19 protein-coding genes are annotated in these 18,374 nt (G+C 32.7%); 10 read left to right on the top strand and 9 right to left on the bottom strand.

Features of this window, described 5'->3' with window-relative positions:
* Positions 1-11 precede the first annotated feature (11 nt).
* The gene (locus J2X17_RS13205; protein ID WP_310298762.1) at positions 12-515 is read left to right on the top strand and encodes an OmpH/Skp family outer membrane protein; all 504 of its coding nucleotides are present in this window, start codon (positions 12-14) and stop codon (positions 513-515) included.
* Positions 516-671: 156 nt separating this feature from the next.
* Entirely contained in the window at positions 672-1,448 is a 777-nt protein-coding gene (gene murI, locus J2X17_RS13210; protein ID WP_310298764.1) for a glutamate racemase, read from the top strand.
* 4 nt (positions 1,449-1,452) lie between these two features.
* Here murI and bamG read toward each other — a convergent pair whose 3' ends face one another.
* Entirely contained in the window at positions 1,453-2,688 is a 1,236-nt protein-coding gene (bamG, locus tag J2X17_RS13215) for a BamG family beta-barrel-assembly machinery protein (RefSeq protein ID WP_310298766.1), read from the bottom strand.
* On the bottom strand, positions 2,689-4,017 hold the full coding sequence (locus tag J2X17_RS13220) for a DUF4270 family protein (RefSeq protein WP_310298768.1): 1,329 nt from the start codon (positions 4,015-4,017) through the stop codon (positions 2,689-2,691). It abuts the gene before it with no gap.
* 229 nt (positions 4,018-4,246) lie between these two features.
* Here J2X17_RS13220 and J2X17_RS13225 point away from each other — a divergent pair, with 229 nt between their 5' ends.
* From J2X17_RS13225 to J2X17_RS13245, 5 genes are all read left to right on the top strand, one after another.
* Complete coding sequence (locus J2X17_RS13225; protein ID WP_310298770.1) at positions 4,247-5,089, top strand: DUF6268 family outer membrane beta-barrel protein; 843 nt, start codon at positions 4,247-4,249, stop codon at positions 5,087-5,089.
* A 16-nt stretch (positions 5,090-5,105) separates the two neighbouring features.
* Complete coding sequence (locus J2X17_RS13230; protein WP_310298773.1) at positions 5,106-6,113, top strand: Kelch repeat-containing protein; 1,008 nt, start codon at positions 5,106-5,108, stop codon at positions 6,111-6,113.
* Positions 6,103-6,435: a DUF4907 domain-containing protein gene (locus tag J2X17_RS13235; RefSeq protein ID WP_310298776.1), complete on the top strand. Its 333-nt coding sequence runs from the start codon at positions 6,103-6,105 to the stop codon at positions 6,433-6,435. Before J2X17_RS13230 ends, J2X17_RS13235 begins: the two co-directional genes overlap by 11 nt.
* The gene (locus tag J2X17_RS13240) at positions 6,436-7,551 is read left to right on the top strand and encodes a sensor histidine kinase (RefSeq protein ID WP_310298778.1); all 1,116 of its coding nucleotides are present in this window, start codon (positions 6,436-6,438) and stop codon (positions 7,549-7,551) included.
* A 77-nt stretch (positions 7,552-7,628) separates the two neighbouring features.
* On the top strand, positions 7,629-8,345 hold the full coding sequence (locus J2X17_RS13245) for a LytR/AlgR family response regulator transcription factor (protein ID WP_310298781.1): 717 nt from the start codon (positions 7,629-7,631) through the stop codon (positions 8,343-8,345).
* A gap of 91 nt (positions 8,346-8,436) precedes the next feature.
* On the opposite strand, the gene J2X17_RS13250 is transcribed toward J2X17_RS13245, so the two are convergent.
* Together J2X17_RS13250 and J2X17_RS13255 are read right to left on the bottom strand one after the other, a co-directional pair.
* A complete protein-coding gene (locus J2X17_RS13250) occupies positions 8,437-8,955 on the bottom strand; it encodes a gamma carbonic anhydrase family protein (protein WP_310298784.1) in 519 nt (172 codons plus the stop codon).
* 6 nt (positions 8,956-8,961) lie between these two features.
* Entirely contained in the window at positions 8,962-9,951 is a 990-nt protein-coding gene (locus J2X17_RS13255) for a PorP/SprF family type IX secretion system membrane protein (protein WP_310298786.1), read from the bottom strand.
* A gap of 141 nt (positions 9,952-10,092) precedes the next feature.
* Here J2X17_RS13255 and J2X17_RS13260 point away from each other — a divergent pair, with 141 nt between their 5' ends.
* The 3 genes from J2X17_RS13260 (at position 10,093) to J2X17_RS13270 (ending at position 12,467) form a co-directional block, all read left to right on the top strand.
* Positions 10,093-10,992: a NifU family protein gene (locus J2X17_RS13260; RefSeq protein WP_310298787.1), complete on the top strand. Its 900-nt coding sequence runs from the start codon at positions 10,093-10,095 to the stop codon at positions 10,990-10,992.
* Between the two features lie 157 nt (positions 10,993-11,149).
* Positions 11,150-11,569, top strand: a complete 420-nt coding sequence (locus tag J2X17_RS13265) for a YtxH domain-containing protein (protein ID WP_310298789.1) — start codon at positions 11,150-11,152, stop codon at positions 11,567-11,569.
* An 88-nt stretch (positions 11,570-11,657) separates the two neighbouring features.
* On the top strand, positions 11,658-12,467 hold the full coding sequence (locus J2X17_RS13270) for a mechanosensitive ion channel family protein (protein ID WP_310298791.1): 810 nt from the start codon (positions 11,658-11,660) through the stop codon (positions 12,465-12,467).
* Positions 12,468-12,476: 9 nt separating this feature from the next.
* On the opposite strand, the gene tsaB is transcribed toward J2X17_RS13270, so the two are convergent.
* The 5 genes from tsaB to J2X17_RS13295 all read right to left on the bottom strand — a co-directional run bounded on the left by tsaB (position 12,477) and on the right by J2X17_RS13295 (position 18,372).
* The gene (gene tsaB, locus J2X17_RS13275; RefSeq protein WP_310298793.1) at positions 12,477-13,151 is read right to left on the bottom strand and encodes a tRNA (adenosine(37)-N6)-threonylcarbamoyltransferase complex dimerization subunit type 1 TsaB; all 675 of its coding nucleotides are present in this window, start codon (positions 13,149-13,151) and stop codon (positions 12,477-12,479) included.
* Positions 13,152-13,187: 36 nt separating this feature from the next.
* A complete protein-coding gene (locus J2X17_RS13280; protein WP_310298796.1) occupies positions 13,188-14,477 on the bottom strand; it encodes an efflux RND transporter periplasmic adaptor subunit in 1,290 nt (429 codons plus the stop codon).
* Between the two features lie 6 nt (positions 14,478-14,483).
* Positions 14,484-15,875: a TolC family protein gene (locus tag J2X17_RS13285; protein WP_310298799.1), complete on the bottom strand. Its 1,392-nt coding sequence runs from the start codon at positions 15,873-15,875 to the stop codon at positions 14,484-14,486.
* 78 nt (positions 15,876-15,953) lie between these two features.
* A complete protein-coding gene (locus J2X17_RS13290) occupies positions 15,954-17,069 on the bottom strand; it encodes an efflux RND transporter periplasmic adaptor subunit (RefSeq protein WP_310298801.1) in 1,116 nt (371 codons plus the stop codon).
* A 37-nt stretch (positions 17,070-17,106) separates the two neighbouring features.
* Positions 17,107-18,372 (bottom strand): ABC transporter permease, encoded by a 1,266-nt coding sequence (locus J2X17_RS13295; protein ID WP_310298803.1) that lies wholly within the window; start codon positions 18,370-18,372, stop codon positions 17,107-17,109.
* Positions 18,373-18,374 lie beyond the last annotated feature (2 nt).

Here is an 18,374-nt window from a genome sequence, read left to right on the forward strand (position 1 = left end):
ATATTTTAAAAATGATGAAACAAATCAAAACTTTACTAATTGCTGCTATATTAATTTTAGGAGCAAATAACACAATGAATGCACAGGCGAAGGTTGCCCATGTTGATGTTGCTGAGATTATGTCGAAAATGCCTGCAATGCTTGATGCCCAAAATCAACTACAAAAATTAAGCGGTACATACGATGCTGAATACAAAAAAATGATTGACGAATATCAAACTAAAATCAAAAAGTATGAAGCAGAAGCTACAACTGTAACTGAAGCTGTCAACACTGAACGTTCTAAAGAAGTTCAGGATATGCAAAAAAGAATTACTGATTACAGAGACAACGCTCAAAAAGAATTGCAACAAAAAGATTCTGATATCGTAAAACCTATCATGGAAAAAGTAAGAGCTTCTATCCAAAAAGTTGGAAAAGCTAAAGGATACCAATATGTACTAGATGGTTCTACGCTAATCTTAGCTGATGGTCCAAACATTACTGCTGATGTCAAAAAAGATTTAGGATTCTAATAAACGAATTCCTATCTATTAAAAACTGTTCAACCTTTCCAAAAAGTCTGAGCAGTTTTTTTTTATATATTAAATTATGATTAAAAAATAATAGTATTTGATAATTTCAGTTTACTAAGAATATAAATCTATTTCAAAAAATACTAAATTTGTGGCATGACGAACAACAATCCTATAGGCGTTTTTGATTCCGGTATTGGAGGAACTTCCATTTGGAGCGCCATTCACGATCTACTCCCAAATGAAAAAACCATTTATTTAGCCGACAGCAAAAATGCTCCTTATGGTCAAAGAAGCAAAGAAGAAATTGTTGATCTAAGCAAAAAAAATGTTGATCTTTTACTAGAAATGAACTGCAAATTAATTGTTGTAGCCTGCAATACTGCCACCACAAATGCAATTCGCGAACTTCGTGCTACTTATAACATTCCGTTTATAGGAATTGAGCCCGCAATAAAACCCGCAGCAAACAATTCAAAAACACAAGTTATCGGTATACTCGCTACAAAGGGAACTTTGAACAGCGAATTGTTCAATAAAACTGCTGAGATGTTTCAGCATACTACCATAATTGAACAGGTTGGTTATGGCCTTGTTCAACTTATTGAAGATGGAAATCTCAACTCACCTGAAATGACTCAGTTACTAGACTCATATTTGCAGCCGATGATTGACGCTAATATTGATTACCTGGTTCTGGGATGTAGTCACTATCCTTATTTGATTCCTCAGATTAAAAAAATATTACCCGAGCACATTCAAATTATTGATTCTGGTGAAGCTGTTGCACGCCAAACGCAAAATGTTCTACGTGAAAAAGTTGGTTTTTCGGATACTGAAAAAGTCGAGCCTGAATTTTATATCAATTCAGATCCCGCTGTTTTAAAGTCAATATTAAATGATAAATATAATGTAATTAAAAAGGATTTTTAAACCCCTATTCTATTTTTCGTTTAAGAAACCAAATTCCGTCAAGTGACAAATTAAGAGATATTTTATGATAATTTTCTTTTATTAAATTTTCTGAAATCTTTCCTTTTTGTCCATAAGAATAGGAGATATTGAAGACTGAAAAAGTGTTTTCTATTGGTAATGACAATCCAACTGAAATAGCCGCATTATTTATACGCTTACCATCAACTTCGAGATATCCGTTGTTTAAATTTACCCCGGCTGCATATTGAACCCGATCCCAATATTTTCGGATATTCTTTTTTGCGCTATACGTAAACCCAATCGCAAACCGATCCTGATTTACAAAATTTCCGTATAACTCTGATTGATTTGTATTATCCCATAAGCTCTTTTCATAATCTAAAGTCATATTTAAATTATTCTTAAACCGTTTACTCACCCCTACTCCAATCTCTGAAGGCATATAATAATCATCTATATCAGAAGGCACATCAGACTCTATCGTAGTTACAACCTCATCTGCGATTGTTTCAACTGTTTGAATCTTAGAAGCCTTAATCTTAGCCGGCATTTTAAACGTCGTCCCAATTGTCAGTGTCGAATCAATTTTATATTGAGCACCAACTGTGCCGCGCAAACCATCATAATTAGTTTTTTTATGAATGCTTGTAATTGAATTTAATATTAAAAAATTCCGGTCATCAACTGTATTTCCAAACAAAAGCGAGGCAGATGCACCAACCGACAATTTTTTTCCAAATCGATATCCATATGAAAAATCAAAATTATTTAGTCCACCCGAACCTGTTGCAGTTAGGTAATAATACTCCTGGCTATTTTCTAAAGGCAATTTCAGATTAGAGATTTTAAATGTTGCACTTGAATAAGGTCTCAAAGCAACACTAAAACCAGAATTTTTTGTCACTGGAAAAGCAAAAGCTAAATGTGAAAACTGGAAATTATTACGATTCTCAGTCTTTGAACCACTCTGATATATTGTTGCGATAGCTTTTCCCCCAATATCAAACATGAAATGATTTTGAGGCAAATAACCTAATGACGATGGATTTAGATTATTAATGAAAGTCGATGACGGCAACGCAATTCCCGACGAACCAATAGATGGAATTACACCAAAATCAGAATCATATAAACTTCCTACGCCATATAACGAATAAGGAGAACTAGAAATACTTTGTGAAAATGACGTCAACGACATCAAAATGAAGCAACTTAAATAAACTATTTTATTTTTCATTTAATAAGAGAGGTAATAAATTTTCAGTTGAATTTTATTGTTCGAATGTTTTTGATCTCCTAAAACAATTCTGTTTACTGTTTTAGAAATTCCGGGCAATGTCAGAATCAGAGAGTATTTAGAGTCAGACTGTTTCCACATTTCTTTTTGCAAGAATCCACCAATGGGAATTGTATACCCAACATTCTCATTAAACTCGTCACTCTTTTTATTTAAAATACCAAACACAGCCGTTCCTGCCGAATTTATCAAAGAGCCACTAATTCTATTTAAATTATCTCCTACATATACTTTTAGAGAGTCTGCTAATGGATATTTCTCTGAATAAGAATTATTAACAGGTTTTAAAATCAACTGAGCATCAACTATAGCACCTTTATTTGATATATATTTGAGTTGTTTGATATTGGGAAAATCTATTCGACATGCCACTCCGGAACCAGATTGTATAAAACCCGCCCGATCCGTGGAAGAAGTGGACAATTTACTACTCGAAACTGGTAAATTCTGCAATAAGGTTCCTGTTTTATCTGATGATATCGAATTAAATTGTTTACTGACATCCATAATTGTAAAATCAATTACGTACGGCGTTTCTTCAGTATCTGCCTGATATTTTGAATAATACAATCTTATCTTGCTTGTGACTGCATTAAAACCAATCACACTTGAAGAATCATCAGTTGACGGAACCAGAACAAGTCCTTTTAAATATTCTGAAAAATTATCAAAGCCTGTAATTTCTCTTTTCTTAATTTTTTGAAAAATTGCCGCCCCAAAAGCATCATTCATTTTTATAATAATTGAATCTTTCTCGATTGGTCTGGGTTTATATGAAATCTTTCCTAAGCTTTCATCACTATAAGTTAAAGCAGAATTATTGTAAAAATTTTTACTATCAATATTCGTTTTAACTTTTTGGGTAAGACGATGAATATCAAAAGTCTGCACTTTTGTAGTATCTCCATAATAGTAGTTATCATATTTCAAAATCATGGAAATCGAATCAAAAACATAATTAGTTGTTTCTGTGTCAGATCCATCATTATTTAAAGAATAGATATTAGAAGCAAGTTGAAAATAGCTGTTAGACTTTACTTTTCCGAAAATCGGATCTTCGTAGTTTCCAATTAAAATTCGGCTCTGACCCGAAGTAACAAGAGAATCGAAATTTATGGTTGACATATCTACTGTTACTGTATCAATTAAAAGGACTTTGTTATTTAAAGCTAAATAATCAGATCCGACAACAAATTCTCCCGCATCAGTATCTGTACCACATGAAAGTATCGTGAAAGCGAAAAACAACATCAATATAAACTTGTGCATAATAATTTTTTTCACAAATATAAAATGCACAGTTCTGGACCACACTATAACATATACAGTACAGCATTTTTTCACTATAAATAGTAAAAAAACATCTACAATAGGATAATAGCTCAAAATATTTCATTCAGCTATAAAAAGACCGCTTTTGTCTATCAAAAACTACCATACATATATCTTCTTTTTTTTAGGAACATTAGCCACCTACTTTTGAACCAATAAATAAGTAATGAAAATAAGGATTTTAATATGTTCGCTTTTTACAATTTCATTTTATAATGTAAAAGCTCAGGGAAATTTTTCAGCAAGTATGAATTTAAAAACAGAGCCGGCGGATAAAATTAATTATAACGAGAGCCATATTGATTTCAAAATCAATAAAGAAATAAACACCCAAAGTAAATTAACGAATACTATTGAATATTCTCATTTGAAAGTGAATTACGAATTAGGAAATCCCGAATCATTTGAAGACTTAGATCAGTTTAATCATTTGGAAAACAAATTTGAATTTTCACATACTATTTCAAACGCAACAATTTTGAATTTTGAGCTTACACCAATTGCGAATTTTCAAGAAAACTTTGGTATTTCTGATGTAACAGTTTTAGGAAATTTTGAGGTTCGTCAGAAATTAAATTCAAATACAAATTTAAGTATTGGAGCGGCCAGAACAACGGCTTTTGGATCTCCCAAGTTCATGCCTGTTCTGGCTTTAACCTATAAAATTAATAATGCGAGTAGTTTAGTAATTGGTTTTCCCGATTCTAAAATTTCATATTCAAACAATATTCGAAACAAATTCAACTTGACAAATAGCTTTAACGGGGAGTTTTATAATCTAGATTCTAAAATCAATTTAAATGAAAAGGCTTCAAGAACTAGTTTATCGCAAATGACTTCGGCTTTTGAGTATGAAAGAAATGTAGATACCAATTGGTTCCTCAATTTTAAAGCAGGTTATGATTTCAATAAGAAATACAATCTATTAGATAATGACAATCATAAAATCTATGATTTTAATACTGGTAACGGGTACATTTTAAGCATTGGCATCAAATACAAACAATAAATAAATTTAATACACTATGAATACTTTAAAAAAAGGAATATTAATCGTGGCGCTCTTTTCGACTCTTATTTTTATAGGTTGCAGCAACGATGATTCTGATGATGATTTAATTGGAAATTGGATTAAAAAATCAGCATTTGATGGTCCTGCCAGATCTAGTGCAACTAGTTTTGTTATTGGAGATTATGCGTACGTTTCGACGGGCTATACAGGAGATGAGTACTTGAAAGACTTATGGGCTTACAATTCTAATGGGGATTATTGGGAACAAAAAGCTGATTTTACCGGACCAGGAAGAAGTTCTGCTTCAAGTTTCGCACTCAATGAAAAAGGCTATATCGGTCTTGGTTATGACGGAACTAACAAATTAAAAGATTTTTACCAATATGATCCTATCAGTAATACTTGGGCTCAAAAGGCCGATTTTGCCGGAACAGGACGTTACGCTGCCTTAGGATTTCAGGTAGGTGGAAAAGCTTATTTTGGAACTGGATATGATGGAAATTACCTGAAAGATTTTTATCAATATGATGATCTTTCCAATACATGGAGACTTGTAAACGGATTTAGCGGAAACAAAAGACGCAATGCTACTGTTTTTGTAATTGGTAACAAAGCTTACTTAGCAACCGGAATTAACAATGGAGTTTATCAGGAGGATTTCTGGGAATTTGATCCCGCAACAGATGTCTGGACAAGAAAACGTGACATCGATAAGGATACAGATGACGATAGTGATTATAATGATGATTATGCAATTGTTCGTTCCAATGCGTCAAGTTTTACCATCAATGGATTAGGCTACGTGGTTGGTGGCGAAAGTATTAAAACAATTTGGGAATACAATCCGTCTACCGATTTATGGACCGAAAGAACTCCAATGGAAGGTGCAACCAGAACAGATGCCGTTGGGTTTAGCATTAATAATCGTGGTTTCTATATGCTTGGAAGAGTTGGCACAACTTATTTTGATGATGCCTGGGAATTTAAACCTTTAGACGAGCAAAATGATAATGATAACTAATATCAAAAAACGATTCTTCTGGAATAAAATCCAGAAGAATTTATCTTTTCTTATACTTATTTTGGTGTTGATTTCTTGTAGTAGAAAAGAATCCTTAAAAATTAAATCATTTAAAACAAAATCAGGCTGGGGTTATTCTATTGCAAGTAAGGAAAAAGTTATAATCAAACAATCAATTATACCTGTAATCAACGACACCAAAAGTTTTTCAACTGAGGAAGACGCATTAAGAGTTGGGAACTTAGTAGTTGGAAAACTCAAGCAGGACTTATCACCAACGGTAACAAAAAATGATTTAATTTTATTAAAAATAAAATTCTAAATGAATCTAGATACCATTAAAAATACCAGTTCCAACAAAATTTTATTCCATAGTATAATATGGACTTTCTTTATTTTGACTTCATTAATTCAATTTTACGAAAGCCCGTTCAGAATCAATAATGATTTTTATATACAATGGCTCACAGGAATTATCTTGTTTTACCTGAACTATTTTTACTTGGTACCAGCCTTACTTTTAGAAAAAAAATACTGGCTTTATTTTGTTTTTGTTTTTATGATTATTCTTCTTTTTATGGCTATCAGGATTAATTATTTCATACCTGAATTCAATCATGTACGACCTCCAAATATGTTGCCCCTTAAAATAATAACGCGACGTAGTCCAAATGGGTTTGTTAAAAGTGGTACTGTAATAGCGATGGCTAGAACCCAGCCTTTATTTTTTAAAATTGGCCCCTCTTTTTTTTATATTTTAATACTAACAATAAGCGCTATAATTAGAACTCTTACAGAATTTTACAACAATCAACAAAACAAATTAATTGCCGAAACGCATCGAACGAATACGGAATTAATTTATTTGCGTAAACAGACTAATCCGCATTTTTTATTTAATTCTTTAAACAGTATCTATTCTTTGGCACACAAAAAATCTGATTTGGTTCCTGATGCCATCGTGACCTTATCTGAACTAATGCGCTATATGCTATATGAAACTGATAATAAAACGGTGGCTTTAGAAAAAGAAATTAATTATATCCAGAATTATATTGAGTTGCAAAAACTTAGGCTTAATGATATCGAGGATATTGTGATAAATGTGCACGGTGACACCAGAAACAAATTCATTGAGCCGTTATTACTGATTTCTTTTGTTGAAAATGCGTTTAAATATGGTACCGATTATAAAGGCGCTGCTCACGTAAAAATCAAAATTTTCATTCTGGAAAACAGCCTTGATTTCTGGATAGAAAATACAATTGAGAATTATAAAAAAGATCCCGAAAATTCAGGAATCGGATTAGTTAATATTCAAAATCGACTTGATTTGCTTTACCCAAACGCCCATCAACTATACATAACTCACGATAATCAATATTACCGTGTGCATTTAAATTTAAAATTAGATGAAATTCAAACCACTAATTTATGAAAACTTTAAAACTTAATTTACTGGTTTCAAACTACTTTTGACTGCCAAAAACAATTTAACAATCTAATCCTGAACAGATGAAATGTGTAATTATAGACGATGAACCTTTAGCGGTTGAATTATTAGAAGATTTTGTCCGAAAAGTAGATTCGCTTGAATTAGTAAGCACTTTTAACAATGCTATTGATGCCGTTTCATTTATCAATCAGACAAATGTAGATTTGATTTTTTTAGATATTCACATGCCTCATTTTTCAGGAATTGAATTTTTAAATACTATTGAAAAAAAACCTTTAATCATTTTTACAACTGCTTATTCTGATTACGCTGTAGAAGGATTTAATCTTGGTGCTGTCGATTATTTAGTAAAGCCAATTCCTTTCCATCGCTTCTTAAAATCGGTCGTACGTGCGCAACAAATTATAAATCCTGCAACAGCGGTTCAGGCCATTTCTGAAAATACCACAGCTCCCGAATTAGAGCAAGATTTTATGTTTGTGAGAGCTGAATATGAGAATGTAAAAATGAATTTTTCTGATATTCTATTTATCGAAGGACTGAAAGATTATGTAAAAATCTATACAACAGATAATAAATATACCCTGACATTAATTAGTTTAATAAAACTGGAAAATTTGCTTTCGAGCAAAGGATTTTCAAGAATTCACAGGTCTTATATCATCAATATTAAGCATGTAAAATCTATTCAGAAGAATAAGGTTTTGATTAGTGACAAAAGAATTCCTATTAGTGAAAGCTATAAAAATACCTTCTTTGAAAAGATCAATTTATAATTTTAAAAATTCCAAAAAAAGAAATTCCAAATCCCAATATAGTGTTTACATTAATGGGATTTGGAATTTCTTTTTTTCAATTATTTGAAGTTTATTCTTCGTTTTTAAACCAACCAGAATACATTACGTAGTTATTTGAAATTCTTTCGATTTCGCCTGCAAAGTCAGATTGATCAATGTCTTTTACTTTTTTACCAGGAACACCCGCATAAATACTTCCTGAAGTTACAACTGTATTTTGCGTTACAACAGCACCGGCAGCAACAATTGCATTGCTTTCGACAACACAATTATCCATTACAATTGCTCCCATTCCAATCAAAACATTGTCGTGAATTGTACAACCGTGAACAATTGCATTATGTCCAATTGAAACATTATTGCCTATAATAGTAGGATGTTTTTGATATGTACAGTGTATAATCGCTCCATCCTGAATATTCACTTTATTTCCGATTTTAATAAAGTGAACATCACCACGAATAACAGCATTAAACCACACACTGCAAGAATCGCCAAAAGTGACATCTCCAACAATAGTAGCATTTTCGGCAACATAACAATCCTCTGGAATTTGAGGCGATTTTCCGTTTACAGATTTAATCAGCATAAAAAATTAATTAATCGCAGGACAATTACAATCGTAACGTTCCCTTTTACAAAATAAATTGATTCCTAAAGTAATTTGATGATATCCGCCAGTATCAAATTTCACATCTCCCATCACCTGTGAGTAGGTGTAAGCAAACATAAAGTTCTTATAATTTATTCCGACAATTGGCGTAAAATATTGCAATTTTTGAGATGAAACTCCACCCCCTGTGAGATACTCTGCACCATCAAAACTTCGTCTGTATGATAAGGCCGCCCATAAACTTCCAAAATTCATATTTTTGTAAGCTTTCATATTTAGATCGATAGACTTTTCTTTAGTCTGATCATATAATTGGAACAAAACTGATGGTTCCCACGTAATATTTTCGCTTTTCCCAAAAACATATCCGGCACTTAAAAGAAACTTTCTAATATTATCACTCTCATAATCAGAGTATAATTCTCTTCTGGTCTCCAGCAATCCCTGAACAGTGGCGTGAGCATAAAAATTCAAATAATTATAAGAAGCACCAACATCAACATTAAAATAAGAATCTTTTTGAATCTGACCAGAAATAAGCGGGTCAAAAGTTGTCCCAAATGTTGTTTCATCTAATTGATTTTCAATCATTCCAGCGCTTATACCAAAAGAAAGCTGGTTTAAATCGATTTCATCTCTCGAAAACATAATATGATGTGCATAGGTAAGTTTCACTCCCTTTTGAGAATGATATCCGTTTTTATCATTAAAAACAATAATTCCGGCACCAGATCTTTCGCCGATTCTTCCGTTAAAACTTAGTGTTTGAAGTTCGGGAGCATCGTCCTGACCAAACCATTGTTTTCTTGCAGTTAATCTAATTTTTGCACAATTAGCTGCACCAGCCATTGAGGGATGGATTAAATAGTAGTTGTCAGATAGATAATCAGAATAAACAGGCAGACCCTCCTGAGAAAAAGAGTAAAATGAAGTTAATAAAAAAACAAATAAAACTCTTATTCTAAATTCCATAAAGGCAACTTTGTTTGAAAAAATTATAGACCCTTAATTTAATCCGATTAGTTATAATAAGAATCTTAATTATTTTATTAAATAATCAAATATAGCCAATAGTAGAAAATAACTTTACTAAATTTGTAAAAAATTACAATCATGACAAAAATCACCATAAAAGAAACTCAAAATCCGACTATATTAAAGTTTGAATTTGAAGATTTCATCACTCAAAATCAAAACTTTGAGTTCAAGAATATCGATGAAGCACAAGAATCACCAATAGCACAGCAATTATTCTATCTTCCGTTTGTAAAAACAGTTTATATTTCAGGAAATTTTATTGCTATCGAAAGATACAGCATTGTAGAATGGGAAGATGTACAAGATGCGGTTGCTGAGCAAATTGCTGCATTTGTAGACAAAGGCGGCATCATCATTAAAATTGATGAAAACAAAAGCAAAAAACAACCTATTACGGTTTATGGAGAAACAACTCCAAATCCATCAGCTTTAAAATTCGTGGTTAGCAGAATGTTGACAAAGAATCCTGTAGAATATAAAAATATCGATCAGACTGCTTCTTCTCCTTTAGCAAAAGAATTATTCAAATTTCCTTACGTGAAAGAAGTTTTTATCGATGAAAATTATATTTCTGTAACCAAATATGAAATTAACGATTGGGATGAAATTACTTTAGAAGTAAGAACATTTATCAAACAATTTATCGAAAACGGAGGAACTGTTTTGGATGAGAGCTTAATTGAAGTTGCGGCAAAAAATGACATCACTAAAGATGAGGCTTTTGATAAGCTCGATGTAACTTCACAACAAATCATCAATATATTAGAAGAATATGTAAAGCCGGCGGTTGCCGCTGACGGAGGAAATATTGCTTTTGATTCTTACAATGAAGATGACAAGACAGTTAAAGTAATTTTACAGGGTGCTTGCAGTGGTTGCCCGTCATCTACTTTTACTTTGAAAAGCGGTATCGAAAACATGTTAAAAAGCATGTTGAACGATGAAGGCATTAAAGTTGAAGCTTTGAATGCATAAATAATAATTTCACGAAATTTGAAAAGCGTTCGCCACTGGTGAACGCTATTTTTATAGATTGTATCTACTTAATTTTCAATAAATTATTCCAACTATAACACTATAATTCTGTAAAAAAGTTTAATATTGTAATCTTAACCAATCAACAATTAAAACTATGGGATTATCTTCATTTTTCAAGAATTTATTTGGCTCGGCCAAAGAATCTGCAACAGACTTAGCTAATCATGCTGAAAGTACTTTTGAGCAAGCAAAAGAAGCTGCTAATCCTTATATCGAAAAAGCAGAAACTTTTGCAGAAGAAACAATCGCAAAAGCGAAAGAAGCTTCAGAACCAATAATTGATAGCGCTGTTGAATATGCAGATCAGGCAAAAGATATTGTAAGTGAATATGTTGAAAAAGCTACTGATTCTATAAGTGATGTTATCGATTCTGTAAAAGAAAAAGCAAGCGATTTAACCAGCGATACAAAAAAAAACACATCGGAAACTGTTGTTGATGCAAGTGAAACAGCAGCAACAATCGAAGAGAAAGTTGAAGATGAAATTATTGACGGAACTACAGATAAGGAATAGATACTTGTTTTTCTTATAAAAAAATATCTTTATATTTGCTGCACTAATACGCCTTCTCATTTTTGAGAAGGTTTTTTTTTCAATAAACATGATGAGTCCTGAACAACTTAGTAATTATAGCGTGCAATTCATTGACAAATTAGTAGGTTATGCACCAAATTTAATTTCAGCAATTATAATTCTATTTATTGGATTATATGCCATAAGATTAATCAACAGAATCATAAGACGAGTAATGATTCAAAGAAATTTAGATCCTACTTTAACTAAATTTCTCGCTGACATATTATTATGGGCTTTACGTGTTTTACTTTTTGTGACCTTTATTTCCAAACTTGGGATACCAACCACTTCTTTTGTTGCTATTTTGGCATCTATGGGACTTGCAGTTGGTTTATCATTGCAGGGTTCACTTTCTAATTTTGCAGGCGGAATGCTGATTATTCTTTTTAAACCTTTTAAAGTTGGAGATACCATCGAAGCACAAGGAATCATCGCAACTGTAAGTGAAATTCAGATTTTTGTAACTAAAATGATTAATGCCAACAATCAGACTGTTTTTGTACCAAACGGTGCTTTATCAAACGGAACGATTATTAATTATTCTATGCAGGGCGAAAGAAGAGCCGATTTGACTTTTGCAGTATCTTATGAGTCAGATATTAAAAAAGCAAAAGATATATTACTAGACGTTTTAAATAAAAATCCTAAAGTGTTGAAAAAACCTGCCCCGGAAGTGTTCGTAAAAAATCTGAGTGCCAGTTCTGTTGAATTTGCCGTTCGCCCATGGGCAAAAAACGAAAATTATGGCGCTGTTTTTTCTCAAACTTTAGAAAATTGCAAAGCAGCTTTAGATGAAGCAGGTATCTCTGTTCAGCCCTTTACGCTTCAAAAATAAAATAATTTTTTATTGTTTTTTTGATGGAGGTGCCATCATAAAATCTTTTAGATAATAAGGTTCAAAATAAGCGACATCTACCGTGTCGCTTATTTTGTATTTATCAAAACTGATTTTACTCATTTCCTTCGCCGATGGGTATTTAATTTCTTCCAGAAAAACGAAGTTGTCTTTGGTCAGAACGGATTTGCACTTATCAGCGCAATCGCCAACAAAATATAATGTTTCTGTAAAATCTTTAAACGAATCCTCAGTAATAATTTCAGCCTGAATTGGTCTTTCTTTTTCTAAATCAGCATTAAAAATAGCGCTGTAAACTTCCATTCTTCTGGCATCTAGCATTGGGATTATTTTGCCTTCAGAAACTTTTGCCTGTGCTGCTAAAGTCTGTAGAGTATCGACAGCAATTAAGGGAATATTTAACGCAAAACATAATCCTTTAGCCGCCGAAACACCAATTCGCAAACCAGTGTAAGAACCCGGCCCCGGACTAACTGCAATGGCATCCAAATCCTGAACACTAATTCCGGCTTCAGCAATTACCTCTTCGATAAAAACATGGAGTTTTTCGGCATGCGAATATCCTTCTTCTGCAATTTCTTTACATAAAATTGTTTCACCATTTTTTGCAATTGCTACAGAACAGTTTTTTGTGGCCGTTTCGATATTGAGAATAAAAGACAAAGTACTAATTATTTAAAGGATTATTATATGCAAAATTTATTTCTTTGGAGTATCAGCTTTTTTAAGCTTCACCTTATCACCAGAATTCAATTCTTTAGAAACTGTCGTATAAGGCCCTGTTATAACAACATCTCCAGATTTTAGTCCTGACATCACTTCAATATTGGTGTCATCCTGAATACCTGTTTTAATGATTCTGATTTTAGCCTTATCACCTACTTTTACAAAAACACATTCGAATTTTTTATCGCTTTTCGGCGCAACTTTTTTCTCATTAGGATCTTCAACTGTAAAATTTTTAACAGCAGCAGTATCTGATTTTACAACAACTGAACTGATAGGCACTGCCAAAACATTAGCCTTAGTTGTTGTTAAAATATCAACTGTCGCAGTCATTCCCGGTCTGAACGGCGAATAAGTATCTGGTTTTCCAGCTAATAAATCTTGATACGATTCTTTTAGAATACGAACTTTAACTTTAAAATTAGTAACCTGATCTGAAGTTAGCGTGCTGCTTGCAGAGTTAGAAATACTCGTTACAATTCCTTTAAATTTCTTTTTCAGATAAGCATCAACTTCAACATTGGCTTCATCACCAATTTTTACTTTAACAATGTCATTTTCGTTGACATCAACTTCAACTTCCATGTTGTTTAAGTTGGCCACTCGCATAAGTTCTGTACCCGCCATTTGCTGTGTTCCTAAAACGCGTTCTCCCAATTCAACATTTAATACTGAAATTGTTCCGTCTGCAGGAGCATAAATTAGTGTACGTCCTAAATTATCTTTAGCTTCTGTTACAGTCGCCGATGCACTTTGCACATTGTAATAAGAACTTTGTTTAGTCGCTTTAGCAACTTCAAAAGTAGCAATTGATTTATCCCAGTCAGACTTTGATATTACGCCTTTGTCATACAAGGTTTTATTTCGCTCGTAACTGGCTTTTGCTTCTTTAAAGTTAGCTTCAGATTGCGTTAAACTGGCTTTAGTACCAGACAAATTTGCCTGAGACCTCTCCAAACCAGAGGTATATAAATCAGGATTTATCTTTACTAATAAATCTCCTTTTTTAACGACCTGACCTTCTTTTACATTTAATGCAATAATTTCACCTGAAACCATCGAAGAGAGCTTCACTTCAATTTCTGGTTGGATTTTACCTGTAGCTGAAACGGTTTCAATAATAGTTGATGCTACTACTTTTGAAATCTCAACCTCTTTTCCTTCATCCTTATTTCCTATTACTCCTGATTTCGAAAGTCCTATTAAAACTGCAATAAGTACTAGCGCACCACCTACTAAGAAATAAATTGTTTTTTTTGACATAATAAATTATTTTGTAATCGTTGGAATTGGGACAATTGGAATTCCAAAATAGAATTCAAGTATTTTTATTTTAAAAATATAATCGTATTTAGTTCTGATAACATCAGACTGCGCATTTGTTAACAATGTTTGAGCCTGTGTGAAATCAAATGAATTCATTAAACCGACATCATATTTTTCTTTAGCATAATTGTAAGCCTGTTGCCTTGCTTCTAAAGTTACAGTTGCCGATTCATAAGTGTTTAAAGCTCCTTTTGCATTTGTAAAAGCAGTATAAACATTACGTTGCAAATCTAAACTTTTTTGCTCTAAATCTATTTTAGATTTTTCTAAACTTACTTTATTACGCTCTACATTATTTCGAACAGCAAAACCGTTGAAAATTGGAACATTTAACTGAAATCCAAAATTATGCCCTTTATTATCACTAAACTGTTGAAAAACAGGATCCGGACCAGCCAAAATTGGATTACCACTACCGTCTACTCCTACAACTTTATCACTATAACTGGCTCTGGTATTAAAGCCATAAAAACCTGAAAGTGTAGGTTGGTATGCGCCTTTTGCAATAGCTACATTCTTCTCTGCAATTTCCAGATTAGTTTGCGCCAGTTTTAATTCTGTTCTTGTTTCTTTTGCTTTGTTATAAATATCAATCGGACTTTGCGCCATGATATTATTTTCATCTTTTGCATTTGTATCATCAATGACATCAAAATCTGCAAATTCTTTTAATTGTAAAAGCTGTGCTAAACTTAATTTCGAAATCAATAAATTATTTTCTGAAACAGTAATTGCTTGTTGGTCTGTTGCAAGATTAGCTTTCAGATCATACAAATCTCCTCTAGGAATTGTTCCGGCATTTACCATTTCTTCAGAACGTTTCAATCGTTTTTCATCAATAGAAAGTTGCTCCTTTTTTACTTTTAAATCTTCTTTGTAAGATAAAATCTGAAGAAACGCATTCGCAACATTTAGCGAAATATCTTCCTGCATTTTCAACAATTGATATTGTGATGCTACAATAGCAAGCTTCGTTCTTCTGTATGTATTTTGAATTTGCAGTCCTCTGTAAATATCAACTCCGGCATTTAAACCTACTGATGAGTATTGAGTAGTCTGATTACGCAAAAGTCCTGTCGTAACGTCTTGATTCAAACCAATATTCCAGGAATGAGAAGCATTACCATTTACCGATGGAAGGTAATTACCAAAAGCATCCTTCTTGTCTATATCAGCATTTTGCACGTCTAATTCCGATAATTTTATCGTAATATTATTGTCTAATGCATATCTTACACATTCTTCTAGTGTCCATTGTTTTGTTTGCGCCTGGCCTGATAATGCAAACCCAAAAAGCATGGCAAAAACAAGACTATTATATTTATTTATTTTCATATATTTTGAATGAAAGCATAGCAAAAACTACGCAAATTTAACATTTTTTAAAACCAAAAAACTCTTTATACTTTCAAATTATTTTTTCTCCCCTTCACTGATTAAACCCTGATTCCAGATTTTAATTTTATCAGTAGCTTTAACGCCACTTTTAACCTGAACATAAATTCCGTCGCTCACGCCCAGAACTAAATCTTTTCTTTCGAATTTTTGAGGAGTCGTTTCAACTTCAACATAAGGTTTTTGTGTTTTTTTGTCAAATTGAACTAGTGATTCTTTTATTGTTAAAACTTTATCTGCTTTTTCTAAAATAATAGAAGCATTTGCACTTAATCCTGCTCTGATGAAAGTAGCATCTCTATTTTCTAAAGAAGCTTTGATCTCAAACTGAATTGCACCATTTTCTACTACACCTTTAGGCGCTATATCAGTCAAAACAGCATTAAATTTTTTATTTTCGATCGCACCAACAGTAATTTCAATTGGCATTTGAACTTTGATTTTTCCAACTTCAGACTCATCAATTTTCCCAATAAAAATCATTCTTCCAACATCTGCAACGCTGGCAATTGTAGTTCCTTCATTAAAATTATTACTTTCAATAACCTGATTTCCAACTTTTACAGGAACCTGTAAAACCATCCCGTTTACTGTTGAACGAATCAATGTATTAGCATAACTTCCTAAAGACGTTGTTGTTCCTGTTTTTACAATATCTAAACTTTGTTTCGCAGCAACATAATTTTGTTTCGCCTGTGTATACGCTAATTGCGCTGCATCAAAATCATTCGCAGATATAACGTCTTTATCGAACAATGTTTTTTGTCTTTTAAAGATTTTCTCCTGATTATCTAATGCGATTTTAGCAGTTTGTACCTGATTTTGTGTGCTGCTGACATTTGAAACGTTTGCAACAACTCTAATCTTGGCAATCATGTCGCCAGCTTTGATTTTTTCTCCAGCTTTGATGTATACTTCTTCAATAATACCTGAGATGTTTGGCTTGATTAAAACCTCTTCATCAGGTTGAATATTACCTGTCGCAATGGTGTTTTTTACGATTGTTTTAATCTCTGCTTTTTCAGTTTTAAATACAATTGGAGATTCTTGATTTTTAGCATACAAATAATATAGTGCGCCAAAGAAAACTACAGCAATAAAGATTAAAATGGTTACGGTTACTCCTTTTTTCATTTTGTTTTGGTTTAATCGATTATATTTTGATTGATAATTATTCAGTTCGTAAAGCATCCACCGGCTTTACATTTATTGCAGTTTGAGCCGGAATAAACCCTGCCAGCAAACCTGACCCTACTAATATTAATAATGCTACAAATACAACTCCCAAGTCTACACTTGGATTTGCAAACATGGTATTACTGTCTGGCGGCATCGAATCTAAGGCCAAATTTAATAGCGCAATAATTCCTGTCGCCACTGCAATTCCTAACATACCCGAAATAATAGTTAAGAAAATAGATTCTGATAAAATTTGTCCTCGAATAGCCGCTGGTGTAGCACCTAAAGCTCTTCTGATTCCAATTTCTTTAGTACGTTCTTTAACTACAATAAGCATAATATTTGAAATTCCGATAACACCTGAAATCAAAACAAGTGTTCCTACGAAATAGGCAATTATTTTTAAAATATTAAAAAGACTCTGTACCTTATTAAATTGTTCATATAAATCGAAATTCCCAACCGCCCGATCATCTGCAGGATTTATCGAATGAAGTGCTTTGATTAATTCAAGAATTTTTGGCTTTAAATCGGTTATTGAAGTTTCATCTTTAGCCGTAAGTGCCATCCAGCCTACCTTGTCTCCATAATTAAAAGATTGCTGGAAAGTGGTAAACGGAACGAAAATATTTTTTTGTTCCTGTTCGGCATTCCCTCCCTGTTGCTTAGAATTATAAACACCTACAACCATGAAATTAATTCCATTTATTTTTACGTAAGTTCCAATTGCTTCTTCTTCCTTTCCATAAAGCTCCGTGATAACCCCTTTTCCAATTACAGCGATTTTTCTTCTTTCATTAATATCCTGCTGATTTATAAAACGTCCTTTTATAATATCCATTGGCTGTTGTTTAATCAACTCCGGATAATCACCATAAATAGTAAACGCTGACGTTTTGGTACCACGAACCACATTATTTGATCCATTAAAATCTCCCAGTTGATTTCTTGGTGATACATACAATAAATCAGGAAGAGCCGCTTTTAAAGCCGCAACATCACTATTTCTAAAATCGTATCGACGCGTTTTAGGCAAACCTTTGTATGCTTTTGATGTCGTTTGGCTCCACATAAACATGGTGTTCGTCGCGATTCCATCAAAACCCTTTTTGATACCATTTTCCAATCCGTTACCAGCTGCCAACAATATTACCAAAATAAATATCCCCCAAAACACACCAAACGCAGTTAATGTTGTTCTGAAAACATTGGCTGTTAAAGCTTGTAAAATCTCATCCCAATTATCTTTCTTAAACATAA

Source organism: Flavobacterium aquidurense, from assembly GCF_031458035.1.
In the GTDB taxonomy this organism is placed as follows: domain Bacteria; phylum Bacteroidota; class Bacteroidia; order Flavobacteriales; family Flavobacteriaceae; genus Flavobacterium; species Flavobacterium aquidurense_C.

Bases quoted from the DNA above. Each gene is read 5' to 3' on its own strand.
- J2X17_RS13230 (WP_310298773.1), top strand. From the start codon at position 5,106: ATGAATACTTTAAAAAAAGGAATATTAATCGTGGCGCTCTTTTCGACT.
- J2X17_RS13265 (WP_310298789.1), top strand. From the start codon at position 11,150: ATGGGATTATCTTCATTTTTCAAGAATTTATTTGGCTCGGCCAAAGAA.
- J2X17_RS13250 (WP_310298784.1), bottom strand. From the start codon at position 8,955: ATGCTGATTAAATCTGTAAACGGAAAATCGCCTCAAATTCCAGAGGAT.
- J2X17_RS13255 (WP_310298786.1), bottom strand. From the start codon at position 9,951: ATGGAATTTAGAATAAGAGTTTTATTTGTTTTTTTATTAACTTCATTT.
- J2X17_RS13295 (WP_310298803.1), bottom strand. From the start codon at position 18,372: ATGTTTAAGAAAGATAATTGGGATGAGATTTTACAAGCTTTAACAGCC.
- murI (WP_310298764.1), top strand. From the start codon at position 672: ATGACGAACAACAATCCTATAGGCGTTTTTGATTCCGGTATTGGAGGA.
- J2X17_RS13260 (WP_310298787.1), top strand. From the start codon at position 10,093: ATGACAAAAATCACCATAAAAGAAACTCAAAATCCGACTATATTAAAG.
- J2X17_RS13205 (WP_310298762.1), top strand. From the start codon at position 12: ATGATGAAACAAATCAAAACTTTACTAATTGCTGCTATATTAATTTTA.
- J2X17_RS13240 (WP_310298778.1), top strand. From the start codon at position 6,436: ATGAATCTAGATACCATTAAAAATACCAGTTCCAACAAAATTTTATTC.
- J2X17_RS13270 (WP_310298791.1), top strand. From the start codon at position 11,658: ATGATGAGTCCTGAACAACTTAGTAATTATAGCGTGCAATTCATTGAC.
- J2X17_RS13285 (WP_310298799.1), bottom strand. From the start codon at position 15,875: ATGAAAATAAATAAATATAATAGTCTTGTTTTTGCCATGCTTTTTGGG.
- bamG (WP_310298766.1), bottom strand. From the start codon at position 2,688: ATGAAAAATAAAATAGTTTATTTAAGTTGCTTCATTTTGATGTCGTTG.
- J2X17_RS13245 (WP_310298781.1), top strand. From the start codon at position 7,629: ATGAAATGTGTAATTATAGACGATGAACCTTTAGCGGTTGAATTATTA.
- J2X17_RS13225 (WP_310298770.1), top strand. From the start codon at position 4,247: ATGAAAATAAGGATTTTAATATGTTCGCTTTTTACAATTTCATTTTAT.
- J2X17_RS13280 (WP_310298796.1), bottom strand. From the start codon at position 14,477: ATGTCAAAAAAAACAATTTATTTCTTAGTAGGTGGTGCGCTAGTACTT.
- J2X17_RS13290 (WP_310298801.1), bottom strand. From the start codon at position 17,069: ATGAAAAAAGGAGTAACCGTAACCATTTTAATCTTTATTGCTGTAGTT.
- J2X17_RS13220 (WP_310298768.1), bottom strand. From the start codon at position 4,017: ATGCACAAGTTTATATTGATGTTGTTTTTCGCTTTCACGATACTTTCA.
- J2X17_RS13235 (WP_310298776.1), top strand. From the start codon at position 6,103: ATGATAACTAATATCAAAAAACGATTCTTCTGGAATAAAATCCAGAAG.